Genomic DNA, 23819 nt, shown 5'->3' with positions numbered 1-23819 from the left:
AATGAAATCGAAAATCCGCTCCTGGCTGCTGGCAGTAGTGCTGGTCGGCGTGGCGATCGCGCTGCTGGCCTGGCTGGTGAGTGTGTTTCTCAATCGCTCCGGCGATGCCTCGGCCCAGTTGACGCTGCCGGTCACCCCCGAGCTCATCAGCAAAGGCGCCTATCTGGCCCGTGCTGGGGACTGTGTGGCCTGCCATACCGCTCATGGCGGTCAGACCTTCGCCGGCGGGCGCGGTATCGAGTCGCCGATCGGCACGATCTACGCCACCAACATCACCCCGGACAAGGCCACCGGCATCGGTAGCTGGACCTACGGTGAATTCGAGCGAGCGGTGCGTCGCGGTGTAGGCCACGATGGCAGCGCGCTGTACCCGGCGATGCCGTTCCCGTCCTATGCCCTGGTTTCCGATGAAGACACCCAGGCGTTGTACGCGTATTTCATGAACGATGTGAAACCGGTGCAACAGGCCAATCAGGCCAATGGCATCCCGTGGCCGTTGTCGATTCGCTGGCCGCTGGCCTACTGGCGCACGTTGTTTTCGCCGACACCGGAGTCGACGGTCAACGCCGTTGCGAGCGAGAACCCGCAGATCGCGCGGGGTGCCTATCTGGTGCAAGGACTGGGGCACTGCGGCTCCTGCCACACACCGCGGGCACTGACCATGCAGGAGAAAGGGCTGAACGAACAGAGCCCCGATTACCTGACCGGCGCCTTGCTCAACGACTGGGCCGTGCCATCGATTCGCGGCATTGGCCACTGGTCTGTCGAGGAGATCGTCGACTACCTGGGTTCGGGTCGCAACGACAAGGCCTCGGTGGCTGGGGAAATGACCGACGTGGTCGCCAACAGCACCTCGCACATGAGCGATCAGGACCTGCACGCCATGGCGGTCTACCTCAAGTCGTTGGCGGGTGAGGGCGATACCGGCCGCGCCCATGATCCTCAGCGCAGCGCTGCCACTGCCGCCAAACTGACCGCCGCCAAGGACCTGACCCTGGGTGAGCGCCTGTACCTGGACAACTGTGGCGCCTGCCATTTCGTCAAGGGCGAAGGTGCTTCGCGGATCTTCCCGCGTCTGGATGGCGCATCGATCATCAATGCCCAGAATCCGACGGCTTTGATTCACGTGATCCTGGCCGGGGCGCAGACGCCATCCACCGAAAGGGGGCCGTCGATTCTGCCGATGCCAGGTTTCGCCGCACGCATGAACGATGCCGAGGTTGCCGAGCTGGCCACCTTCCTGCGCGGCGGCTGGTCCAACCAGGCCCCAGCCGTCTCGGCCGATCAGGTGCGCCAGGTGCGTACGGCCTTGACCGAGGGGCATGCCAAGGGCGAGCAAAAGCTGGAGGCGGGCAACGACAAGTAATCAGTCGGTTACGGTGCCGTAACGTCCAACAAAGCCCGCTACGTGCGGGCTTTGTTGTGACAGGCGCTGGTGAGCCCATGGCGCGAAGGGTGTTGTATTCGACAAGGCCCTGCGCTCATCGCGCCGTCATGGCCCGATGGATGGTTTCGAGCAGTCGTTGCTCGGTGAACGGTTTCTGGATCACCGAAAACTCGTTCAGGCCCAGGACATCGGTGTCTGCATACCCGGTCAGGAAAACCACCGGAATGGAGGGGTCCACTTCGGCTATGTAGGACGCCAGTTCACCGCCCGTCATGCCGGGCATCGCGTAATCGGTCAGCAGCAGGTCTACCGCCGGGCTGACCGCCGACAGAGCCTCCGATCCGGAGCTTGCCTGAATCACGTTCAAGCCCAGCGACTCCAGGGTCGCGGCGGTGAGGTTACGCACGATGTCGTCGTCATCCACCAGCAACACGGTCGAACCCGTCAGGTCGCCAGCCTGGGGGGCGGCGACCGCCTGGGTTTCGATGCCGGGCCCGTCGTCCACCTTGGGCAGGTAAACGCTGACCGTGGTTCCGACGCCCAGTTGCGTATCGATGCGAACGCCCCCACCCGATTGCTTGGCAAAGCCAAATACCTGCGCCAGACCCAGCCCCGAGCCGTGACCGATATCCTTGGTGGTAAAGAACGGTTCGAATGCCTTTTGCAGGGTTTCTTCGCTCATCCCCGAGCCTGAGTCGGTGATGGAAATGACCACGTATTCGCCCGGTTCGGGATCTTCCACACGGTTGGAGGGCACTGTGACAATTTCGTTGAACGTACGAAGGTTCAGCACGCCTGCGCCATTTGCCATGGCGTCACGGGAGTTGATCACCAGGTTCAGGATGATCATTTCCGTTTGAGTAGGGTCCGCCGAGGCTGTCCACAGCGCCGGCTCCAGCGAAGTCTCGATCCACACGCTGGCCCCCAGGGCCTTGATCAGCAGGCTCTCCATGCCGCGTACCGTGGCATTGAGATCCAGCGCACAGGGCTGCAGCCGCTGCCGGCGGGAAAAAGACAGCAACTGGGCGGTGAGCTTGGCCCCGCGTTCACCTGCTTGGGTAATGTTCTTGAGTCGCGCCTCCACCTTGTCCTGATTGCCCTTGGCGTTGTCGCGGGAGGCGAACGTGGAGCTGGCCAGGATAACGGTCAGCAGGTTGTTGAAATCGTGGGCCACGCCCGCGGTAAGCTGGCCGACCACTTCCAGACGCTGCATCTGCGCCAGGGCCGCTTCCACGCGCTCCTTCTCGCTGATCTGTTCTCTGAGCCGCTTGTTGGTAGCCGCCAGTTCCTCGACCACGGCCCGTTCCTCGGTGATGTCGCGCACCGCGGCGTACATCAGTCCGCTCTCGGGAACGATGGTCCACGATAGCCAGCGGTATTCGCCGTTGGCGTGGCGCATGCGATTGACGAACCGAGTGGAGACGTTGCCTTCGGCAATGCTCTTGGTCTCCCGGATAGTCGCATCCAGATCCAGCGGGTGAATCAATTCCCACAGGCGTATGCCGCTGATGGTGTCACGCGACCAGCCCAGCGCCGCTTCCCAGGCGGGGTTGAAGTTTATCGGCGTCATGTCGAATCGCAGCACGCCCAGCAGCTCTCGCGACAGTTCCCAGGTCCGGTCGCGCTCCCGTGTTCTCTGCTCGACCCGTTCGCCGAGGGTTTCCGTGAGCTCGACCAGTGCCTGGGTAGCGACCTTGCGCTCGCTGATGTCCTGAACCACGCCACTGAAGCGGACGCACTTGCCATCCTTGAAGATGGAGCGGCCATTGGAGTTGAACCACTTGATCCGGCCGCCGGCCAGCACCACCCGGTACTCGGCCGAGAAGCTGGACTCTTTCTGCAGCGCTCGCTCGATACGGCCCGACAACCCCGGCAGGTCGTCGGGATGCGTGCGCCTAAGCGCTTCGTCCAGATCCAGCACCGTGGTGGGCGGCAGCTCGTATAGTGCGCGGCAGCGCTCGTCCCAGATGACTTCGCCGGTGGCGATGTTCAGTTCCCATACGCCCATTTCAGCGGCTTCGATGGCCAGGCGAGCGCGGCCCTCGACCTCATCCAGGGCGACCTCCGCAGCGCGGCGCTTCTTGCGCTCGTCGACCTCGAGCACGGCTCGCCGAATGGCCTTGGGCAATACCTTGAGGTTTTGCTTGAGCACGAAATCGACCGCGCCCAGACGCATCGTTTCGACGACCTGCTGTTCGCCGAACATTCCGGACAGGAAGATGAACGGTGTTTCCGGGGCGTGTTGCTTGGCCACCTCCAACACTTCGGTGCCTGAGGAGGAGGGCAGCAGGACGTCGCACACGATGACATCGAATGTCTGCGCCAGCATGGCTTCACGCGCGCCGTCATGGTCGAAGACCACCACCGGTGCCACGTCCAGGCCATTGGCTTCGAGTGTCAAAAGGGTCAGTTCGACGTCGTGGACGCTGTCCTCGACCAGAAGCAGTTTTACGTTTGTGAGGGGCATCGCCGTACCGGATCTCTACAGAAGCTCGGGAATTAGGACTTGGCTCGGCGCGCGAAACGCATGGAACCGGGTGGGGGCTCGTTCAGCACCGCCCAGAAAACGCCCAGGTCAGTAATCGCGCTGACGAATTCCTTGAACTGGACAGGCTTGACCACATAGGCGTTGACCCCCAGTTGATAAGCCCGATCCAGGTCCGGCTCTTCACGAGACGATGTCAGCATCACCACCGGAATGCTGCGCAGCGCCTCGGTGTTGCGGATCTTGTCCAACACTTCCAGGCCATCGACTTTCGGCAGCTTGAGATCGAGCATCAATACGGCCGGGTTGCCATCCTGTCGATCGGCGTACGTCTTGCGCCTGAACAGGTAGTCCAGCGCCTCGGCGCCGTCCCGGACCACGACGACATCGTTGGCCAGCTGGCTTCGCTCCAGGGCGATGAGCGCCAATTCCAGGTCGTTGGGGTTGTCTTCCACCAACAGGATCGGTTTAAGCATGATTGTCCTCTACACTTCGAACCACGGGACGGAGGGTTTTCCTGGGCAGGGAGAAATAGAAGGTGGCGCCTTGTTGTGGCACCCCTTCGGCCCACACGCTGCCTCCGTGGCGTTCGATGATTCTGCGGACATTCGCCAGACCGATTCCGGTACCCTCGAATTCTTCCATGCGATGCAGCCGCTGGAACACGCCAAACAGTTTGTTGGCGTATTGCATGTCGAAGCCCACGCCGTTGTCACTCACGGAAATGACCATGTCGTTGGCACGGTTTTCGATATCCACGCGAATCTTCGCCACCGGCTCATGGCGGGTGTATTTGATCGCATTGGCAATCAGGTTGCGCATGGCCAGGTGAAGGAATGCCGGGTCGGCAATCACGGTGGGCAAGGAAGCGAACTCCCACTCGATTTCACGGCCTTCGTAATCGGGCCTCATTTCGAGCTGGATGGTAGCGACCATGGCTGAGAGATTGACCTCGGCCAGATGCATGGCGCTACGGCCCATCTGCGAAAAGCTCAACAGGTTGTCGACCAGCGTGCCGGCGAATTTCGCCGACTGGCCGATGGTGTCCAGAAACCGCACGCCACGCTCGGACAGTTTCTTGCCTTCCAGGTCCCCCAGCAGTTCGGCATAGCCTGCAATATGACGCAGGGGCGCACGCAGGTCATGGGAGACGCTGTAGGAGAACGCCTCCAGTTCCTTGTTGGACTGCTCCAGATCTTCGGACAGCTGGGCCATCTCTTCGGCCTTGCGCAACACGATGCCCAGAATGGCCTGGCGCAGTTCACCGACCCCAATGATCTCGCTGGCAGCCCAGGGCGTGGAAAATCCATCCACCACTTGCTGCCATTGCTCGAAACTTTGCCGCGGGCTCAGCGAACCGCTGGCAGCGATGGACTTCTCAGGACGCCCCGCCCAATGCACCACGTGCGACTGTTCAGGCTTGAACCAGATGAGGTAGTGAGGGTGAATTTCGGATATGGAGACAGCGAGGACGCCGCTGCATGAGGCATCCAGCCCGATCTGGGCAGGCACATCGCGCCCGGCATTGTCGGTGTGAAAGACTTCATCTTCGACGTGGGCGGCAAGCCAGGCGGCGAGCGCCATGACGGTTTTCTTGGAAGGTGCCTGGCCGTAGAGGTCACACCCGGAACCGGCGACCACTGCAGCCGCTGTGCCGCCAGCGAAGTCGATGAAGATGTCCGGGGTTGCTCGCAGCCCGAGCAGCACGCTGTCATGGTCGGCGATGATCGCCAACAGGTTCACGATGCGCTCGCGAATGCTCAGCATGCGCTCGTTGCGCTGGTGTGCTTCGCGGGTTTCGACCTGCAAGGACAACACGCGCCCCAGCAGCTCGCAGGCGGTGCGGATATAGAAGCTCACCGCCCTGGGCGTATCGTGATGGCAGGACACCAGGCCCCAGAGCTTGCCGTCGACGACGATCGAGATGGACATCGAGGCCCACGTCTTCATGTTGCGCATGTATTGCAGGTGAACGGGCGAGACGCTGCGCAGAGACGAAAAGCTCAGGTCGATCGGTTGCCCTGTCATCGGGTTCTCGGCGGGTATCAGGTGCGCCGGCTGGTATCCGGCGTCCTCGATGACCCTGATGCGATTCGCGCAATACAGTTCACGGGCCTGCGAGGGAATGTCCGACGCGGGAAAGCACAGCCCCAGATAGCTTGGATAGCCGTCATCGACCAGCTCGGCATTGACCAGGCCATTGCCTTCGGCATCGAAGCGGTAGCTCTTGACCCGGCCAAACCCGGTCAGTCTCTTTATTACCCGCACCGCCCGCTCGCACAGCTCGTCGACGCTTTCGATGTCCGAGGCCGCGCTGATGAAAGACCGGACCACTGGATACAAGGGGGTGCGCGGCGATTGCCCGCCGGAGGGCAGCTGGAATTCCGCGAACAGAACCTGATCGTGCCGGTGCAGCATCATCGGCAAGAACACATCCGCGCGCTGCCCGACCAGGAACTGCACGTCACCGACGTGGTAGGGCTGTGATTCGTCCTCGTCCTGGTCGTCGAACTGTTCGACCAGGTCCGGGCCATCCCCCACGACCTGATCGAAGCGGGCACCTATCAACGCATCGATGTCTACCGACAGCCACGCCGGCAGGTTTTCACTCACCTGCCGGATGATCATTGCCGGCTCTTCAATGACCAGCATGAATCCCTGAGGCTGAATGCTGCCGGGGGTGCGGATTCTCTCGCGGGCGCAATTGGCCAGGGCGATCTCGAACGCGTCTTGGGTGTCAGTAGTAGACAAGGCGCCCCTCCAGAAGGGGATCGGTGTGTGTCGCAGGCGTGGTGATACCCTGCATTTCCTATGCAGGGTATCAAAAGCTGTAGGGTTTTGGTGTCGGAACGGGTGCTGGGAGAGAGGGTTTTTTCATTCTTCTGGCGACGGTGGCCAGCATCCACCCGGAAGGCTTATGGAACGATCCAAATTTCGCCGAGGTCGTAACAATAATCCATTTGTAACGGAAGCTTGGTATGGGCACTTGGCATAGTAAATCTTTGGGTCACGGCGCTTGCGTGTACAACCGGCTGAAGGTACTCAACGCGTTGCGCCATGAGCTCTGCCCTTCGGCCAGCACGCCTTACTCGCTGGTCATCGATGCGCTGAATGCCGAGACCATGGTGTTTTTCCCGCCTGCCTACTCGGCGTTGGCGATCGCGTTTGCCGCCTCGCCTTGCTCGCCACCGGACACGGACGGTCACCAGTACGTAGATCTGGAGTACCGCCCGCTGCCAGTCACGGTATTGAGCAGCGAAATCTTCCAGCCTGTCCATGCGCGGGCGATGGCGGCTACGCCTGCCAGCAGGGTGTAACCGACTGCCGGCAATGTCGGCGGCGAGCTTGTCTGGCTACGTCGCCACCGAACATAGTCCGTACCCGCCTAAAGTGCGGCCTCCAGCTTGCGTCCGAACACACGGTTGTATTCTGTCCGCGCCGTCTGCTCCGTAAACTCCCCAGACCACTTCGACACCACGACGGTGGCCACGCTATTGCCGATGGTGTTGCAGGTAGCGATGGCCATGGACATGAAGCGGTACACGCCGAACAGCAGCGCCAGGCCTTCGGCCGGCAATACGCCGATCGCCGTCACGGTTGCAGCGAACACCACGAAGCTGCCCCCTGAGACCGCTGCCGCCCCTTTCGACGTCACCAGCATGATCGCGATGATACCCAGTTGCTGCTCCCAGCTCAGCGGCACGCCGTAGGCGTTGGCGATGAACAGCACGCACAGCGACATATAGATGGAGGTACCGTCGAGGTTGAACGCGTAGCCGGTCGGCAGTACCAGGCCGACGCTCTGCTTGGAACAGCCGAACTTCTCTAGTTTCTGCAACAGGCGGGGCAGGGCGCTTTCCGAAGAGGCAGTGCCCAGCACGATGAAGATCTCATCCTTGATGTACTTGAGGAATCGCCACAGGCTGAACCCGGATATCCGGCAGACGATACCCAGCACGACGAAGATGAAGAAAGCAATGCACACGTAGAACATCAGCACCAGGTTGGCGAGCGACATCAGCACCGCCGTACCGTTGCTGCCCACTGCGTACGCCACCGAACCGAAAGCCCCCAGCGGGGCGAATTTCATGATCAGGTTGATGAACTCGAAGAAGCATTCAGAGATGCGGTTCAGGCCATCTTCGATCACCGCGCGGCGCTCTTCCTTCAGTGCCAGCAGGGCGAACCCGAACAGCACCGATATCACCAGGACCTGAAGCAACTGACCGCCGGCGAAGGCGCCCACGAAGTTGTCCGGGAAGATGCCGTAGATGAAATCCATGGTCGAAGCCGGGGCATGGCCTTTGGCAACGGCTGCTGCCGATGCGGCGGCGGTAGCGCTGCTTGGGTGCGCGTCGTGCATGCCCGAGCCGATCTGCAGCAGATTGCCCCACAGCAGGCCGATGGCCAGGGCAATGGTGGAAACCACTTCGAAGTAGATCAGCGCTCGAAGGCCTACCTTGCCTACGCGTTTGATGTCGCCGGCCGAAGCGATACCGTGCACCACGGTGAAAAATACCAGGGGCGCCACGGCGGTCTTGATCAGCTTGAGGAAGATATCGCCCAGGATCTTGAATTTGGCGGCCAGTTCGGGGGCCATGAAGCCGAAGGCAATGCCCAGCATCATGGCGGCGATCACCTGGAAAGTCAGATCTTTGTAGAACGGTTTTTTTGCGGGTGAAGTCATGGCTGCGATCTCGTTGTTGTTATTGAGAGCTGGAGCAGACCGGCCTTGATCGCTCTGGGTTGAGTGATCAAGGCCTCGGTATCAGCGCTTCACCGCACCTGGACGAGCGAGGGCGATGTCAACCATCTGTGGCGCCAGGCCCAGATAGTTGGCTGGGTCGGTCAGGCGCTCGAGCGCCTCGATGTCGAGTTCCGCCGTCGCAGCACCCTGAGCAAGCAGCGCATCGAGCAGACTGATGCGCTGATCGTTGGCCATGCGGCAGGCGGCATAGACGACGTCGTGGGCCACCTGGCGGCCGAGTGCAGGCGCGAGGCCCATCATCACCGCTTCGGCGACGATCAAGCCCTGGGTCATGTCCAGGTTCTGACGCATGCGCTCGGTGCGCACTTCCAGGCCAGCCAGCATGAATTTCGCCTGACCCAGTGATGCGGCGCTCAGGGCGAAGGCTTCAGGAATGGCAATCCATTCCGCTTGCCATGGGCCAGTGGAGCGCTCGAAATCCTGGATCATGGCGTCGAGCATCAGGCCTGCGTGCTGGCGCACCCCTTTGGCTGCGGCATACATCAGCTCGCAGGAGATGGGGTTGCGCTTCTGCGGCATGGTGCTGCTGGCGCCTCGGCCTTTGACGAATGGCTCGTACACTTCGCCCAGCTCACTGGTCATCATCATCATGACGTCGAGGGCGACCTTGCCCAGAGAACCGGTAACCAGCCCCAGAAAGTTGAGGGTTTCAGCCAGACCGTCACGCGCCACATGCCAGGTGGCTTGGGGAACGCCTAGCCCCAGCTCTGCCATCAGTGCTTCCTGGACTTCCAGGCCTTTGTCGCCCAGGGAAGCGAGCGTACCTGCGGCACCGGCGAACTGTCCGACTTCGACACGCGGACGCAATTCCACCAGCCGTTCGGCATGACGGTCGAACATGCTCAGCCACACGGCGCACTTGTAGCCGAAGGTGATGGGCAGGGCATGTTGCAAGTGTGTGCGTCCGGCCATCGGGGTGTCGCGATACTGCTGCGCGAGGCCGGCGAGCAGGCCACGCACTGCCTGGATATCGCGTTCCACCAAGGCCAGGGCGGCACGCACCTGGAGCACTACCGCAGTGTCCATGATGTCCTGGGTGGTCGCGCCCCAGTGTACGTAGCGGCCCGCTTCACCGCAGGTTTTCGACAACTGCTCGACCAGAGGCAGGATCGGATAGCCCACGATCTCGGTTTCATGTTGCATGAGCGCAAGGTCCAGCGACTCGTAGGTCGACAGCGCGGCAATCTGCTCCGCCGCTTCGGCTGGAATCACCCCACAGCGTGCTTCGGCGCGGGCGAGTGCGACCTCCACTTCGATATAGCGTTGGATGAGGGCTTTGTCGGAGAAGACAGCGCGCATTTCGGCAGTACCGAACATGTCGCGAAACAGGGCGGAGTCAAAAACGGTGCTGGACATAAGGCGCTCTCGATTATGTTGTTATTGGTCGTACATATTAAATATGTTCGTACATAATTGTTACGCCCACGCTGATACACTGTCAACACTCTGGGTTTTCAAGGCTGACGGAAGGTATGAGCGAGACACGCTATGCGGTGGTGACCAAAGACCTGATCGAGGGAATCATGTCGGGGCGTTACCCGGTAGGAAGCTTGCTGCCGACGGAGTTCGAACTGTGTGATTTGTACGGTGTGAGCCGCCATACCGTTCGAGCAGCCATTGCCCAGTTGCAGACCCAAGGGTTCGTATCCCGCCGCAAGCGGGTCGGTACCCGGGTGGAATCGGCGCAACCGCGGGGGGGCTATTCGCAGTCGCTGGCCACGATTTCTGACCTTGCCCATTTGGCAGAAACCCAGGTGCGCGATATCCAGAACGTCCGCCATTTCGTGATGGATATTGCCGAAGCCGAGCGACTCGGGCTGGTACCGGGCGCTCATTACTTCTGTGTCTCGAGCATTCGTGTGGATTGCGAGAATGCATTGTCACCGCTGTGCTGGACGGATGTTTATGCCCAGGACACCTATGACGAGGTGATCGATCTGGCCCGTGAACACCCCGGTGAATTGATTGCGACGCTGATCGAGCAGCATTTCGGCCGCCATATCGACGTTGTCGACCAGCAGGTTCGGGCGGTGTTGCTTTCCGCACAGATGGCCAGGAGCCTGAATGCCGAGGCAGGAACGCCGGGGCTGAAAATCCTGCGACAGTACCGCGACGAAGAAGGCGTGGTGATGGTGGTTTCCGAGACCGTTCACCCCGATGATCGATTTACCCTTGTTACACAGATGCGACGGGGCAAGGGCTGAGGTCGCGGTTGAATGTTGCTTGGGGCAGACGGGTAATTTGCGCGGGGCCCTGCAACCGCCATCGAGCTCCCTTCAGACGAACGGTATTGTACAAATAACCGGCTCGCTCACGTTTTTGTACAGGTTTATGACCCGATTTTCCGTCGGAACCCTCGGCCTAGACCCTGCGCCGAGGTGTGCTGAATCCGCGACGTAATCCCGGCGTCGTTATGCTGGCACTGCATTGAAAAACAGGGCCAATGATGGCACAATTGCATCACTCAAGCATGCAGGGCGATCCGTTCTGGTCAGCCCTTGAAAAACGCTTTTGAAACAAATACCTGTCCGCACATGGAAAGTCGCGCCAAGCGATTTTTTTTCGTCTGGACGATGGTAAACGGCGCCCGGAAGGTACAGCGACGGTCCATGGACCGCGCCAACATCCGGTATCCCCAAGACACTCGCGCAAGCGAATCTAACTCTCATCTAGAGGGATGAGAGCCACGCAAGCATGGCTGCTTTTATAATCCCAGAAATGGGATTGCTACATTGGAACACAATGAAACGATCCATCTGCCTGATGTTCGGCCTGCTCCTCTCCGGCTGTAATGGCATTCCAACTCCCTTTGTCAGTGATGCTGCTTACAAAGACGCTTTCATGGTCACCTCAAGCTTTCCCGCCCCTCTGATGTACCAGGCCTCGGCCATTCAATGGAACGAGGACTACGCGGTTTCTGCCAAGCACACCCCCTACCTGAGCAACGTCGAGCATCGTGGTCGCGGTGATGTGGTGTTCATCAAGCGCAAGGCATCGGCCCCGCAATGGCGCCAGGCTACCGTCGGCGAACGCGTTACCGCCGTTGGTTACAGCCCATTGATGGTGCCGGTCAAAGGCACGGGTCATGTGAAGGAAGGCAAGGTACTGTTGAAGAACCTGAACGACGGCGTGCTGTACTCGGCGCATGACGGTCCGAGTGTGGTGGGTATGTCCGGCGGTCCAGTGTTTGCCGATGATGGATCGGTGGTTGGCATCACGGTCGCGTTCGTACCGACGCGCTACACGCAGTCGGTTAAATCCGACTTGGCCAGTGCCGAGCGCGTCAGCGTGTTCATGAGCTACAACGAAATCGAAAAGGAATGGCACCGCTTCCAGGGTGACATCAAGGTTCCGGCGCCTATCGTGGCTTCGGCTCCTTAACCAGCAGAGTGGGGCTTGGCCTTTGGTCGAGCAAGGGGGCAGGCGGGGATCGGTGGTGAATGGTCCCCTCACCCCAGCCAGCGCCGCTACTTACGCATCACCAACCGCCCCGCCATGAACCGATGCTGGCGTGAAAAAACCCGTCTGAACGTCAACAGCACCGCACACACGGTGCCCAGCGCCGAGGCCGAGGCGATCAGGAACATGATCACGATCTGGTAGCGCACCGCGTCGGTAGGGCTTTGTCCGGCCAGCACCTGGCCGGTCATCATGCCGGGCAGGCTGACGATGCCGACCACGGTCATCTGGTTCAGCGTGGGCATCATGCCGGCGCGGACGGCTTGGCGGGCTGAGCTTTGTGCGGCTTCCCAGCGGGTGCCGCCCAGGGCCAGGATGGTTTCGATGGTATTGCGTCCCGAGATCAGCTCCTGGGTCATACGATCCATGCCCAGGGATACTCCCGTCAGACAGTTGCCCAGGATCATGCCAAGAATGGGTATGGCGTACTGCGGTTCGTACCAGGGCCGCACGCCGATCACCGCGTACAGGCCAATGGCCGCGATCAGCCAGCAGCTCAGCCACACCGAAACGATGCTGTCGAGCAACTGCCCGGCATAGGTGCGCTTGCCCCGGCCAGCCGCTGAAAAGCCGGCAATCAAGGTCATCAGGCACATCAGTGGCAATACCACGTACCAATAGGCAGACTCGAACACCCAGCCCAGGATGTAGCCAATGGCCAGAAGCTGCACCACGGTTCGCACTGCGGCGACCAGCAACTGGCGCTCAAGCCCCAGCTTCAACACCACTGACAGGGCCCCATTGACCAGAATGAGGATGGCAGCAATCGCCATGTCGGTAGCACTAAGATCAATATAATCCATCACGATACCGTAGCAGCGGCGTAAGCCGCGTCCCTAACCCGCATCCCATATGCCCCCCTATACAGATCAAACCGCACACACAACTCACCCCACCGCAAGACTACCCTGATGCATTGTCAGGTGGGTGCTGCTCATGCGCTGCGCCTGGTCGAGGTCATGGGAGACCCATATGTAGGCGCGCCGCCCTGCACCTTGCGCAAACCAGTGAGCGACCAGCTTCTCCACCGCAGTGACGGATTCCGGATCAAGAGCCGACGTTGGCTCGTCCAGCAGCATCACCTGAGGGGCCAGCTGCAACACTCGGACCATCGCCAGCACCTGCGCCTCGCCGCCGGACAAGTCGGACGCGGCCTTTTCCAGAAACGAGGGCGGTTTGCCGGCTTCAGCCAGCAGCGCGACGGCGATCTGCCGATCGAAGCCGCGACCCTTAAGCGCTTTGAGTGTGAACGGCAGCCGCAGGTTGTCTTCTACCGTCCACTCGACCAAGCCAGGCCGTTGCGAGACGTAGCTGACACAGGTGCGAAAACCCGGAATCAGATCGCCAGAGATCGGCTTGCCCTGCCACAGCACTTCGCCGCTGTCCGGCGCGTCCAGCAGCGCCAAGGCGCGCAGCAGCACACTTTTGCCCGATCCCGAGGTGCCGGTGACCGCTACCTGCTGGCCGGCGTGGAGCGTGAAGTCGGTGGGGTGCAACAGTGAGGTCCCGCCACTCTGGTCTTTGCGGCTCAGGTTCCTGGCTTCCAACAGGGGCGTTGCGCGGGGAGGGCTCTGGACCACGTTTGTTCCTTTAAATGTAACGGTCGCGAGGGGGCAATTAGATCAGATGCGGGGCGTAATTGCTGGCGAAAACTCATCGGCAGCGCCTCTGGCACGCTTGATGCGCGTCGCCAGTGGACTGGCCGCAGCACCGATTATTACCGGACCCACAACAGTGTTTCTCCGCGTTCCTTGATGGCGATTTGTCGCAGGGCCGGTTTTTTTTTGTTATCGTTACGTAACTAACTAATTAGTTAACGACGCCCCGGCGTCCATCGAAGTCCGTCCGAATGGGCGCGCGACGATGTCCAGACCGTGAAAAGCCCTCAAGCGACCACAGTCCAGGCAACTGCCCCTCAAGCCGTTGCCTACACTTTGTTCAATCTCCCCAAACCGTTCATGCGTCAGTAGGATCATGCAACATGACTAAGCCTCAACCTTCGGCATCCGTTCGCCGCTGGCCCATCTGGGTCGCCGCGCTCGGTGTGCTTGTATTCGGATTGCTCTACGTGGCCGGTGGCGGCTACCTCGCCACCCTGGGCGGCAGCTGGTACTTCCTGCTGGCTGGCCTGGGCATGACGGTCTCCGCTGTTCTGCTGTTCAAATCGCGCCTGCTGGGTGCCTGGCTGTTTGCCGTGGTGATGGTGCTGTCGGTGATCTGGGCCCTGGTGGACGCCGGCCTGGTGTTCTGGCCACAGATCTCCCGACTGTTCGCCCTGGGTGTCTTGAGCCTGGTCGTGGCGCTGGTGTATCCGACCCTGCGCAAGGCCAATGGCCTGGCAGGCGGTCGCGCCGGTTACACCGTCGCGGGTGTGCTGGCCATTGCCGTGGTAGCCGGCGGCGCCGGCATGTTCGTGCCGCACGCTTCGGTATCGCCCACCGGTGACGGTCCGGGCTTGACCAAGGTCGACCCGGCCAACGCGCAGAAAGACTGGGCTCACTACGGCAATGACGAAGGCGGCGGCCGCTTTGCCGCACTGGATCAGATCAACCGCGACAACGTTTCCAAGCTGGTACCGGCCTGGACCTACCACACCGGCGACGTGGCGATCAGCAACGGCAACGGTGCCGAAGACCAGACCACCCCGCTGCAGATCGGCGACAAGGTGTTCGTGTGCACCCCGCACAACAACATCATTGCCCTGGACGCCGATACCGGCAAAGAGCTGTGGAAAAACGAAATCAACGCCCAGGCCGCGGTCTGGCAGCGTTGCCGTGGCCTGGCCTACTTCGATGCCAGTGCCGCCGTACCCGCTTCCAGCGAAGGCAACACCCCGGTCAAGGCTGTGGCCGTTGCTCCAGGTGCCAACTGCCAGCGTCGTCTGCTGACCAACACCATCGACGCCCGCCTGATCGCGGTCGATGCCGACACCGGTGAGTTCTGCCAAGGCTTCGGCAACAATGGCCAGGTCGACCTGAAGGCCGGTTTGGGCAAGGTGCCTGACGCTTACTACCAATTGTCGTCTGCACCGCTGATGGCCGGTACCACCGTGGTAGTGGGCGGTCGCGTAGCCGACAACGTCCAGACCGACATGCCAGGCGGCGTGATCCGCGGTTTCGACGTGGTTACCGGTGAAATGCGCTGGGCGTTCGACCCGGGCAACCCAGAAGACAAGCAGGCCCCGACCGGCGATAACACTTACGTGCGCAGTACGCCGAACAGCTGGGCGCCGATGTCCTATGACCCGAAAATGAACACCATTTTCCTGCCGATGGGCAGCTCGTCCACCGACATCTATGGCGTGGAGCGTACTGCGCTGAATCATCGCTATGGCGCCTCGGTGCTGGCGCTCAACGCCACCACCGGTGACGAGAAGTGGGTCTACCAGACCGTCCACAACGACCTGTGGGACTTCGACCTGCCGATGCAGCCGACCTTGATGGACTTCCCCAAGCCTGACGGCAGCAGCGTTCCGGCGGTGGTGATCGGCACCAAGGCCGGGCAGATCTATGTACTGGATCGCGCCACGGGCCAGCCGCTGACCGCGGTGCAGGACATTCCGGTCAAAGGTTCGGACATTCCTAATGAGCCGTACGCCAAGACGCAGCCGCTGTCGGTGGGCATGCCGCAGATCGGCGCCCAGCACCTGACCGAGTCGGACATGTGGGGCGCGACCCCGTTCGACCAGATGCTGTGCCGTATCTCGTTCAAGAAGATGCGTTACGAAGGTCTGTATACCGCGCCGGGCACCGACGTGTCCCTGAGCTTCCCCGGCTCGCTGGGTGGCATGAACTGGGGCAGCCTGTCGACCGACCCGGTCCACGGTTTCATCTTCGTCAACGACATGCGTTTGGGCCTGTGGGTGCAGATGGTGCCTCAGCAGAAAGACGCCAAGGCCTCCAGCGGTGGTGAAGCGCTGAATACCGGCATGGGTGCGGTGCCACTCAAGGGCACGCCGTATGCCGTGAACAAGAACCGCTTCCTGTCCATCGCCGGTATTCCGTGCCAGGCGCCGCCTTTCGGCACCCTGACGGCCATTGACATGAAGACCCAGAAAGTCGCCTGGCAAGTGCCAGTCGGTACCGTCGAAGACACCGGTCCCATGGGCGTGAAAATGCACCTGCCGCTGCCGATCGGCATGCCGACCCTGGGTGGCACCCTGTCCACCCAAGGTGGCCTGGTGTTCATCGCCGGTACTCAGGACTACTACCTGCGCGCCTTCAACTCGGCGACCGGTGAAGAAGCCTGGAAAGTCCGTCTGCCTGTAGGCAGCCAGGGCGGCCCGATGACTTTCGTGTCGCCCAAGACCGGCAAGCAATACGTGATCATCACCGCCGGTGGTGCACGTCAGTCGCCGGATCGCGGTGACTACGTGATCGCCTACGCGCTGCCCGACAGCAAGTAAGCGAGCAACACCCCAACCCGCTGTCCTCCTTCGAAGGCAGCGGGTTTTTTATTGCCCGAGCTAGGGGACCCGCTTCTAGCCCCCTCCCCCCCAGGGAGAGGGCTGGGGTGCGGGGACCATCCACCACATAACCCTAACCAACCCTCACAAAGCCCTGCTCACCTGAATATCCGACACCAGAGCCGCATCGTCCCCGTGAATCACCACCAGCGCCGCCTGCGCTTCTTCCACAGAGCCCGTAGCCAGGTGAGCGAAATCCCAACGGCGTTGGCCGTCGAGTTTGTAGCTAATAACGTACTTGGTCATGACAGAACCCGTGTCAGGTGAATTTCGAAGCCGTACGTCGCACGATCTTGATCTTGTGCGTGAAGGTGCTCTTGCGCGCCATGCTCGACAGCTTGGTGCCGGCGGTGTCGATGGTGATGTTCCAGAAACCTGTGCTCGGCGCGGTGATCTTGGCCGGAAAGGTATCGAACGCGCCGCCGTGATAGGTGTGGCGCCCACCATTCTTGAAGCTGCGGAAGTTGGCGTCGCTCATCAGGCGAATATTGCAGCGCTGGGAGCACTCGATGACGACCAGGTCGTCTTCGTTGAGGTGCTCGCGCTGGTGAACGAATTTCATGGGCTCTCCACAGATACAGGTGCGCGAAAAAGCGCCACGATATCACGAGGCTGCGGCTGCACATAAATTCTACCGATGCATGGAGCAAATTGATGGCATCGTGGTCACAGGGTATTTAATGACGGAGATGCATCATGAAGTGGGCCTGGTTGACGGCAGTGGCAATGCTCGGCGGTTGTGCGACCGTCACGGACATCGAGAAAAGCCCGGAAACCATGAGTGTGATCTCTGGCAAGACACCGAAGGAATATTCTTCATGTGTGGTGGGCCAGTTGGGTGACAGCCGCGGGCCGTCAGTGATCGAGCGCAAGCACGATGGTTATCGCATCATCGTGCCGCAGAAGCTGTCGAAGGACCCGGCCGCGGTCATCATCGTCGATGACCGCTCCAGCGGCAGCAGCATCAAGGTGCACGAGCGCCTGTCCAACGTACCGCTGCGCCCCGGTGATGTGCGCGAGGCCGCCGAGAAGTGCATTTCCGGCTGACCGGTCAGCGCGGCGGCGCGGATTACCTGCAGACCACCACCAGGCTGCGCGTCTGGTAGTTGCCCAGGTCGGCATCCACCAGCTTGGCGTCTGCCGCCGGGCGCGGCACGCCTTCGCTGGCGATGGTCTGGTAGCCGGCCGGGCAGTCCGTTTCGGCTTCCTTGTAGCAGTGGTCCCAGGACATGGCCTGGCCCGAGCAGTCGATGCTCAACCCTTGCTGGCCGTCCTTGAGAATAGTGGGGGAGGTGCTGGCACAGGCGGAGATGGCCAGCACAGCAATCGTGGCCAGGGCAGGGCGTAAAATATGGCTCATGGGGCGATGGTTCTTCAGGAAGACGGTGGCGCAATGCTATACACTGGCAGTCGTTCCCGGTAGCAGTGGATGAAAATATTCGTCGGGTACACCATGGCGCAATATTTACAGTGCGGCGGAACTATCTGTACCAGGATTTCTCTATCAACCAATCGGTTGGCCAGTCCCAGGCTTTGCAGGGTGTGAATCGCCGCTTCAAGACTGCGCCGAACCTCGTCAGCACTGTTTTTATCAAGGACTCATATGATCAAGAAATGCTTGTTTCCAGCGGCCGGCTACGGCACTCGCTTCTTGCCCGCCACCAAGGCAATGCCCAAGGAAATGCTGCCGATCGTCAACAAGCCGCTGATCCAGTATGGCGTCGAGGAAGCTCTGGAAGCCGGTTTGAGCCAGATCTCCATCGTCACCGGTCGTGGCAAGCGCGCCATCGAAGACCACTTCGATATCAGCTATGAACTGGAAACCCAGATCAAAGGCACCGACAAGGAAAAATACCTGGTCGGTATCCGCAAGCTGATCGATCAGTGCACCTTCTCCTACACCCGTCAGGTGCAGATGAAAGGCCTGGGCCACGCGATCCTCAGCGGCCGCCCATTGATCGGCGACGAGCCGTTCGCGGTCGTGCTGGCCGATGACATGTGCGTCAACCTGGACGGCGACGGCGTGCTGCAGCAGATGGTCAAGCTGTACAACCAGTTCCGCTGCTCCATCGTCGCGATCCAGGAAGTCGACCCACAGGAAACGCACAAGTACGGTGTCATTGCCGGCGAAATGATCCGTGACGACATTTTCCGCGTGCACAGCATGGTGGAAAAACCCAAGCCTGAAGATGCGCCGTCGAACCTGGCGATCATCGGTCGTTACATCCTGACACCGGACATCTTCGATCTGATCGAACAGACCGAACCGGGCAAGGGCGGCGAAATCCAGATCACCGACGCACTGATGAAGCAAGCCCAGCAGGGCTGCGTGCTGGCCTACAAGTTCAAGGGCGAGCGCTTTGACTGCGGCGGCGCCGAAGGTTACATCGACGCCACCAACTTCTGCTTCGAGAACTTCTACAAGACCGGCAAAGCATTCATCTGACGCTGCGACCGGTTGTATGATTCAGGCCGCTGATCTTCGGACAGCGGCTTTTTTTTAGGTACAGATCGGCCTGCCCGGGAGATCCACATGAGCTACGACTTCGACCTGTTTGTAATTGGTGCCGGCTCCGGCGGCGTGCGCGCGGCGCGCTTCGCTGCAGGCTTTGGCGCCAAGGTAGCGGTGGCTGAGAGCCGTTACCTGGGCGGCACCTGCGTCAACGTGGGTTGCGTGCCCAAGAAATTGCTGGTGTACGGCGCCCATTTCGCCGATGACTTCGAGCAGTCCAAAGGCTTCGGCTGGTCCGTGGACAAGCCGTCGTTCGACTGGCAAACCCTGATCGCCAACAAGAATACCGAAATCTCGCGCCTCAACGGCATCTACCGCAACCTGTTGGTCAACAGCGGTGTGAAGCTGGTTGAAGGCCATGCGCGTCTGCTCGATCCAAACACGGTGGAAGTGGACGGCCAGCGTTTCAGTGCCAAGCACATCCTGATTGCCACCGGTGGCTGGCCACAGATCCCCGATCTGCCAGGTCGCGAGCACGCAATCACGTCGAACGAGGCCTTTTTTCTCGAGCAGTTGCCCAAGCGAGTGATCGTGGTCGGCGGTGGTTACATCGCCGTGGAATTTGCCGGGATCTTCCAAGGGCTGGGCAGCGAAACCACCTTGCTCTATCGCCGCGATCTGTTCTTGCGCGGCTTCGACGACTCGGTGCGCAAGCACTTGAGTGAAGAACTCACCAAGCGCGGCATGAACCTGCAGTTCAATGCAGACATCGCACGCATCGACAAGCTCGACGACGGCAGCCTCAAGGCGACGCTCAAGGATGGCCGCGAACTGGAAGCCGATTGCGTGTTCTATGCCACCGGGCGGCGGCCGATACTCGACAACCTGGGCCTGGAAAACACCGGGGTGAAGCTGGACGACAAAGGCTTCATTGAGGTGGATGATCTGTTTCAGACCAGCGAGCCATCGATCCTGGCACTGGGCGACGTCATCGGGCGAGTGCAACTCACTCCGGTGGCCCTGGCCGAAGGGATGGCTGTGGCGCGACGCCTGTTCAAGCCCGAGCAGTACCGGCCCGTGGACTACGAGCACATTCCCACGGCGGTATTCAGCCTGCCCAACATCGGCACCGTGGGGCTGACCGAGCAACAGGCGCGGGACAAGGGCCACGACGTGGTGATCTTCGAGAGCCGTTTCCGGCCCATGCAACTGAGCCTCACCGACTGCCACGAGCGTACGTTGATGAAGCTGGTGGTTGATCGCCAGAGTGACAAGGTGCTGGGCTGCCACATGGTGGGTCCGGACGCCGGCGAAATCATCCAGGGGTTGGCGGTGGCGTTGAAAGCCGGCGCCACCAAGCAGGTGTTCGACGAGACCATTGGCGTGCACCCTACGGCCGCCGAAGAGTTCGTCACCATGCGTACCCCGGTCGACGCCTGAACCCAGCGGCCTGTCAGGCCGGCAGGCCGACCATGGCGGCGTATTCCATGAGCGCGGTGTCGTGGCTGATCCCTAGCTTCTCCATGGCACAGCGCTTCTGCCGGCTGATGGTTTTTTCGCTGCGGTTGAGGCGCGTGGCCACGTCGCGCCCCGACATGCCGCTGACCAGCAGTTTGAGCACCGCCAGCTCTCGGGTAGAGAGGGCTTCGTTGCCGCCCCAGTGGTCAGCCTCGTATTCTTGCAGGCGGGTGACGAAGCGCGGGCTCATGTAGGTGGCGCCGCGCAGCAGGTTATAGCTGGCCTGGCCCAGACCCGACAGGCAGTCCTGCTTGTCGTACAGACCACGTATGCCGATGTTCGACAGTCCCCTCAAGACCATGGGGTTATCCACCATGGTCAGCACCAGGATGGGCAGGCGCGGGTAGCTGGCGCGCAGTTGGCGCAGCAGCCCCAGGGCGTCGGGCTTGTCGTGTTCGGGCATGCGGAAATCGGTTACCAGAAAATCGCAAGGGGCCTGCTTGAGCAGGTTCAATAGCGCGGTGGCGGTGTCCGCTTCGGCGCTCACGCAAAAGCGGGCGCGGGGTGTTCGCTCAAGCGCAGCGCGCACGCCTAGGCGCACTGCAGGATGGTCGTCGGCCACGATGGTTCGGATGGTCACGTTCGCGGTTGCCTTTTCATGTAGGGATAATCTGCGCGGGAAAATGGCAGGTTATCGAAACTGCTAATGGACTGCTGTCGGTGTTCCGATCTATCCACGTACGAAAAGTAATCAGCGTTAGTGGGAGCCGAGCGCTCTGCTGAAGGCCTTTCAGGCGAGGCGGCTTGGGAGCGCCCGACGAGCCGGCCTCACCTCGATGATAGGCAAATCCAATCGATAGGATGTAGTATGCCAATGAGCAATTGCCGGCCGAGGTGTTTAGGATGCTCCCTATCGAATTTCAAACCCCTGAAGGAGCCTCACCGATGCCTATCATCAATAGCCAAGTCAAGCCATTCAAAGCGACCGCCTACCACAACGGCGATTTCGTATCGGTCAGCGAAGCTGACCTGAAAGGCAAGTGGTCGGTCGTATTCTTCTACCCAGCCGACTTCACCTTTGTTTGCCCAACCGAACTGGGTGACCTGGCCGACAACTATGCTGAGTTCAAGAAGCTGGGCGTGGAAATCTATGGCGTGTCCACCGACACCCACTTCACCCACAAAGCCTGGCACGACACTTCGGACACCATTGGCAAGATCCAGTACCCACTGATCGGCGACCCGACCCACGTCATCTCCAAGAACTTCGACGTGCTGATCGAAGACGCCGGTATCGCTGACCGTGGCACCTTCGTGATCAACCCAGAAGGCCAGATCAAGATCGTCGAGCTGAACGACGGTGGTGTAGGTCGCGATGCTTCCGAGCTGCTGCGCAAAGTCAAAGCCGCTCAGTACGTTGCTGCTCACCCAGGCGAAGTCTGCCCGGCCAAGTGGAAAGAAGGCGAAGCCACCCTGGCACCGTCGCTGGACCTGGTCGGCAAGATCTAAAACCTGCTGCAACCACCCGGGCCGTCCTGGCTCGGGTGGGCTCCTAAAGCCTGGAATAACGGCTTTCTTGGAGAGATCCATCTGCCCAAGACCCTGTGGGCGCTGGTTGTACCTGCGCCCACAGCGGGCGCGCAGCGTATTTGAATCTGTCTTTTTTCTCCAAAACGGAAATCGCCCTCATGTTGGACGCCAATCTTAAAGCCCAGTTGAAAGCCTACCTGGAACGGGTCACCCAACCGATCGAGATCGTCGCGTCCCTTGATGACGGCGCGAAATCCCAGGAAATGCTCGGTCTGCTGCGTGACATCGACGCCCTGTCGGACAAGATCACGTTGCTGGACAACGGGACCGACGCGCGCACGCCGTCGTTCTCCATCAATCGCCCCGGTGCCGATATCAGCCTGAGTTTTGCCGGTATCCCCATGGGCCACGAATTCACCTCGCTGGTACTGGCGCTGCTGCAAGTAGGCGGCCACCCCTCCAAGGCCAGCGCGGAAGTGATCGAACAGATCTCGTCGCTCAAAGGCGAGTTCAACTTCGAAACGTATTTCTCGCTGTCGTGCCAGAACTGCCCGGACGTCGTTCAGGCACTGAACCTGATGGCGGTGCTCAACCCGAACGTGCGTCACGTGGCCATCGACGGGGCGCTGTTCCAGGCTGAAGTCGAAGAACGCCAGGTGATGGCAGTGCCCAGCGTTTACCTCAACGGCCAGAACTTCGGCCAGGGACGCATGGGGCTGGAAGAAATCCTGGCCAAGATCGATACCAGTGCCAGTGATCGCCAGGCTGAAAAACTCAGCGCCAAGGATGCCTTCGACGTGCTGGTGATCGGTGGTGGCCCTGCGGGCGCCGCTGCGGCGATCTATGCGGCGCGCAAAGGCATTCGTACCGGTGTGGCAGCCGAGCGTTTCGGCGGTCAGGTGCTCGATACCATGGCCATCGAGAACTTCATCTCGGTGCAGGAAACCGAAGGGCCGAAACTGGCCACTGCGCTGGAAGAGCACGTCAAGCAGTACGAAGTGGACATCATGAACCTGCAGCGTGCCGAGAAGCTGCTGCCAGGCAAGGACGGCGGCCTGCACGAAGTGCAATTCGCCAGTGGTGCCTCGCTCAAGGCCAAGACGTTGATTCTGGCCACCGGTGCCCGCTGGCGCGAAATGAACGTGCCGGGTGAGCAGCAGTACCGCAACCGTGGCGTGGCTTATTGCCCACACTGTGACGGTCCGCTGTTCAAGGGCAAGCGCGTCGCGGTGATCGGCGGCGGCAACTCGGGTGTCGAGGCGGCCATCGATTTGGCAGGTATCGTTGCCCATGTCACGTTGATCGAGTTCGATAGCCAGCTGCGCGCCGACGCTGTATTGCAGCGCAAGCTGAACAGTCTGCCAAACGTGAAAGTGATCACCAGCGCGCTGACGACCGAAGTGACGGGCGATGGCCAGAAGGTCAACGGGTTGCTTTACAAGGACCGCCAGAGCAGTGAGCACCATGAGATTGCGCTGGAAGGCATCTTCGTGCAGATCGGCCTGTTGCCCAATACCGATTGGCTCAAGGGCACCATCGAGCTGTCGAACCGTGGCGAGATCATGGTGGATGCCCGTGGCGAAACCGACTTGCCGGGGATCTTCGCCGCAGGCGACGTGACCACCGTGCCGTACAAGCAGATCGTGATCGCAGTGGGCGAGGGCGCCAAGGCTTCGCTGGCGGCTTTTGACCATTTGATCCGGACTTCGGCGCCGGAGTGATGGGTTGGGGATCGGTGTTGAATGGTCCCCTCACCCCAGCCCTCTCTCTGAGGGAGAGGGAGCCGACCACCTACATCCGCACCACCGCGATCCG

General features: G+C 60.8%; 21 protein-coding genes. 10 read left to right on the top strand and 11 right to left on the bottom strand.

The window, feature by feature from the left end; translation table 11 throughout:
* The first annotated feature begins 1 nt into the window (after nt 1).
* Nucleotides 2–1366 (top strand): c-type cytochrome, encoded by a 1365-nt coding sequence (locus B3397_RS06655; protein WP_296248396.1) that lies wholly within the window; start codon nt 2–4, stop codon nt 1364–1366.
* A 115-nt stretch (nt 1367–1481) separates the two neighbouring features.
* Here the strand turns inward: B3397_RS06655 and B3397_RS06650 are convergent, their stop codons facing one another.
* From B3397_RS06650 to B3397_RS06640, 3 genes are read right to left on the bottom strand one after another with little or no spacing between them, the layout of a single operon-like run.
* On the bottom strand, nt 1482–3854 hold the full coding sequence (locus tag B3397_RS06650; RefSeq protein ID WP_296248394.1) for a response regulator: 2373 nt from the start codon (nt 3852–3854) through the stop codon (nt 1482–1484).
* Between the two features lie 32 nt (nt 3855–3886).
* Nucleotides 3887–4348, bottom strand: a complete 462-nt coding sequence (locus B3397_RS06645; protein WP_296248393.1) for a response regulator — start codon at nt 4346–4348, stop codon at nt 3887–3889.
* Nucleotides 4341–6623, bottom strand: a complete 2283-nt coding sequence (locus tag B3397_RS06640; protein WP_296248392.1) for an ATP-binding protein — start codon at nt 6621–6623, stop codon at nt 4341–4343. Before B3397_RS06640 ends, B3397_RS06645 begins: the two co-directional genes overlap by 8 nt.
* Before the next feature lie 227 nt (nt 6624–6850).
* Between B3397_RS06640 and B3397_RS06635 the strand changes: the two genes are divergently transcribed.
* A complete protein-coding gene (locus B3397_RS06635; protein WP_296248390.1) occupies nt 6851–7189 on the top strand; it encodes a hypothetical protein in 339 nt (112 codons plus the stop codon).
* A 68-nt stretch (nt 7190–7257) separates the two neighbouring features.
* Here the strand turns inward: B3397_RS06635 and dctA are convergent, their stop codons facing one another.
* Complete coding sequence (gene dctA / locus B3397_RS06630) at nt 7258–8559, bottom strand: C4-dicarboxylate transporter DctA (protein WP_296248388.1); 1302 nt, start codon at nt 8557–8559, stop codon at nt 7258–7260.
* An 81-nt stretch (nt 8560–8640) separates the two neighbouring features.
* Nucleotides 8641–9996 (bottom strand): class-II fumarase/aspartase family protein, encoded by a 1356-nt coding sequence (locus B3397_RS06625; protein ID WP_296248386.1) that lies wholly within the window; start codon nt 9994–9996, stop codon nt 8641–8643.
* Between the two features lie 116 nt (nt 9997–10112).
* Between B3397_RS06625 and B3397_RS06620 the strand changes: the two genes are divergently transcribed.
* Both B3397_RS06620 and B3397_RS06615 read left to right on the top strand, forming a co-directional pair.
* Nucleotides 10113–10844, top strand: a complete 732-nt coding sequence (locus B3397_RS06620) for a GntR family transcriptional regulator (protein ID WP_296248384.1) — start codon at nt 10113–10115, stop codon at nt 10842–10844.
* A gap of 637 nt (nt 10845–11481) precedes the next feature.
* On the top strand, nt 11482–12021 hold the full coding sequence (locus tag B3397_RS06615) for a trypsin-like peptidase domain-containing protein (protein WP_296248382.1): 540 nt from the start codon (nt 11482–11484) through the stop codon (nt 12019–12021).
* A gap of 86 nt (nt 12022–12107) precedes the next feature.
* Here the strand turns inward: B3397_RS06615 and B3397_RS06610 are convergent, their stop codons facing one another.
* On the bottom strand, nt 12108–12902 hold the full coding sequence (locus tag B3397_RS06610) for an ABC transporter permease (protein ID WP_296248380.1): 795 nt from the start codon (nt 12900–12902) through the stop codon (nt 12108–12110).
* Nucleotides 12903–12986: 84 nt separating this feature from the next.
* A complete protein-coding gene (locus tag B3397_RS06605) occupies nt 12987–13679 on the bottom strand; it encodes an ABC transporter ATP-binding protein (protein ID WP_296248378.1) in 693 nt (230 codons plus the stop codon).
* A gap of 401 nt (nt 13680–14080) precedes the next feature.
* On the opposite strand from B3397_RS06605, the gene B3397_RS06600 reads away from it, so the two are divergent.
* Nucleotides 14081–16504 carry a glucose/quinate/shikimate family membrane-bound PQQ-dependent dehydrogenase gene (locus tag B3397_RS06600; RefSeq protein WP_296248375.1) on the top strand — a complete coding sequence of 808 codons (2424 nt, stop codon included), beginning with the start codon at nt 14081–14083 and terminating at the stop codon, nt 16502–16504.
* Between the two features lie 144 nt (nt 16505–16648).
* Here the strand turns inward: B3397_RS06600 and B3397_RS06595 are convergent, their stop codons facing one another.
* Both B3397_RS06595 and B3397_RS06590 read right to left on the bottom strand, forming a co-directional pair.
* A complete protein-coding gene (locus tag B3397_RS06595) occupies nt 16649–16810 on the bottom strand; it encodes a hypothetical protein (protein WP_296248373.1) in 162 nt (53 codons plus the stop codon).
* 13 nt (nt 16811–16823) lie between these two features.
* Complete coding sequence (locus B3397_RS06590; RefSeq protein ID WP_296248372.1) at nt 16824–17126, bottom strand: DUF1883 domain-containing protein; 303 nt, start codon at nt 17124–17126, stop codon at nt 16824–16826.
* 134 nt (nt 17127–17260) lie between these two features.
* Between B3397_RS06590 and B3397_RS06585 the strand changes: the two genes are divergently transcribed.
* Complete coding sequence (locus B3397_RS06585) at nt 17261–17611, top strand: hypothetical protein (RefSeq protein WP_296248370.1); 351 nt, start codon at nt 17261–17263, stop codon at nt 17609–17611.
* A gap of 22 nt (nt 17612–17633) precedes the next feature.
* Here the strand turns inward: B3397_RS06585 and B3397_RS06580 are convergent, their stop codons facing one another.
* Nucleotides 17634–17924, bottom strand: a complete 291-nt coding sequence (locus B3397_RS06580; protein ID WP_296248369.1) for a hypothetical protein — start codon at nt 17922–17924, stop codon at nt 17634–17636.
* A 243-nt stretch (nt 17925–18167) separates the two neighbouring features.
* Here B3397_RS06580 and galU point away from each other — a divergent pair, with 243 nt between their 5' ends.
* Together galU and gorA are read left to right on the top strand one after the other, a co-directional pair.
* Nucleotides 18168–19010 (top strand): UTP--glucose-1-phosphate uridylyltransferase GalU, encoded by an 843-nt coding sequence (galU, locus tag B3397_RS06575; RefSeq protein ID WP_296248368.1) that lies wholly within the window; start codon nt 18168–18170, stop codon nt 19008–19010.
* 87 nt (nt 19011–19097) lie between these two features.
* Entirely contained in the window at nt 19098–20456 is a 1359-nt protein-coding gene (gorA, locus tag B3397_RS06570) for a glutathione-disulfide reductase (protein ID WP_296248367.1), read from the top strand.
* A 13-nt stretch (nt 20457–20469) separates the two neighbouring features.
* Here gorA and B3397_RS06565 read toward each other — a convergent pair whose 3' ends face one another.
* Nucleotides 20470–21114: a response regulator gene (locus B3397_RS06565; protein ID WP_296248366.1), complete on the bottom strand. Its 645-nt coding sequence runs from the start codon at nt 21112–21114 to the stop codon at nt 20470–20472.
* Between the two features lie 305 nt (nt 21115–21419).
* Here B3397_RS06565 and ahpC point away from each other — a divergent pair, with 305 nt between their 5' ends.
* Entirely contained in the window at nt 21420–21983 is a 564-nt protein-coding gene (gene ahpC / locus B3397_RS06560; RefSeq protein ID WP_296248365.1) for an alkyl hydroperoxide reductase subunit C, read from the top strand.
* A 179-nt stretch (nt 21984–22162) separates the two neighbouring features.
* The gene (gene ahpF / locus B3397_RS06555; RefSeq protein WP_296248364.1) at nt 22163–23725 is read left to right on the top strand and encodes an alkyl hydroperoxide reductase subunit F; all 1563 of its coding nucleotides are present in this window, start codon (nt 22163–22165) and stop codon (nt 23723–23725) included.
* The last annotated feature ends 94 nt before the right edge of the window (nt 23726–23819 follow it).

This window comes from Pseudomonas sp. UBA4194 (assembly GCF_002379585.1).
Classification (GTDB): domain Bacteria; phylum Pseudomonadota; class Gammaproteobacteria; order Pseudomonadales; family Pseudomonadaceae; genus Aquipseudomonas.
Note: the sequence above shows the minus strand (reverse complement) of the source record. Positions and strands in the feature narration are given on the sequence as shown.

Coding starts and splice junctions, on each gene's coding strand:
- B3397_RS06645 (WP_296248393.1), bottom strand. CDS start 4,348: ATGCTTAAACCGATCCTGTTGGTGGAAGACAACCCCAACGACCTGGAA.
- B3397_RS06580 (WP_296248369.1), bottom strand. CDS start 17,924: ATGAGCCATATTTTACGCCCTGCCCTGGCCACGATTGCTGTGCTGGCC.
- B3397_RS06590 (WP_296248372.1), bottom strand. CDS start 17,126: ATGAAATTCGTTCACCAGCGCGAGCACCTCAACGAAGACGACCTGGTC.
- B3397_RS06650 (WP_296248394.1), bottom strand. CDS start 3,854: ATGCCCCTCACAAACGTAAAACTGCTTCTGGTCGAGGACAGCGTCCAC.
- B3397_RS06610 (WP_296248380.1), bottom strand. CDS start 12,902: ATGGATTATATTGATCTTAGTGCTACCGACATGGCGATTGCTGCCATC.
- galU (WP_296248368.1), top strand. CDS start 18,168: ATGATCAAGAAATGCTTGTTTCCAGCGGCCGGCTACGGCACTCGCTTC.
- B3397_RS06585 (WP_296248370.1), top strand. CDS start 17,261: ATGAAGTGGGCCTGGTTGACGGCAGTGGCAATGCTCGGCGGTTGTGCG.
- B3397_RS06655 (WP_296248396.1), top strand. CDS start 2: ATGAAATCGAAAATCCGCTCCTGGCTGCTGGCAGTAGTGCTGGTCGGC.
- B3397_RS06635 (WP_296248390.1), top strand. CDS start 6,851: ATGGGCACTTGGCATAGTAAATCTTTGGGTCACGGCGCTTGCGTGTAC.
- B3397_RS06600 (WP_296248375.1), top strand. CDS start 14,081: ATGACTAAGCCTCAACCTTCGGCATCCGTTCGCCGCTGGCCCATCTGG.
- gorA (WP_296248367.1), top strand. CDS start 19,098: ATGAGCTACGACTTCGACCTGTTTGTAATTGGTGCCGGCTCCGGCGGC.
- ahpC (WP_296248365.1), top strand. CDS start 21,420: ATGCCTATCATCAATAGCCAAGTCAAGCCATTCAAAGCGACCGCCTAC.
- B3397_RS06620 (WP_296248384.1), top strand. CDS start 10,113: ATGAGCGAGACACGCTATGCGGTGGTGACCAAAGACCTGATCGAGGGA.
- dctA (WP_296248388.1), bottom strand. CDS start 8,559: ATGACTTCACCCGCAAAAAAACCGTTCTACAAAGATCTGACTTTCCAG.
- B3397_RS06615 (WP_296248382.1), top strand. CDS start 11,482: ATGGTCACCTCAAGCTTTCCCGCCCCTCTGATGTACCAGGCCTCGGCC.
- B3397_RS06625 (WP_296248386.1), bottom strand. CDS start 9,996: ATGTCCAGCACCGTTTTTGACTCCGCCCTGTTTCGCGACATGTTCGGT.
- ahpF (WP_296248364.1), top strand. CDS start 22,163: ATGTTGGACGCCAATCTTAAAGCCCAGTTGAAAGCCTACCTGGAACGG.
- B3397_RS06595 (WP_296248373.1), bottom strand. CDS start 16,810: ATGACCAAGTACGTTATTAGCTACAAACTCGACGGCCAACGCCGTTGG.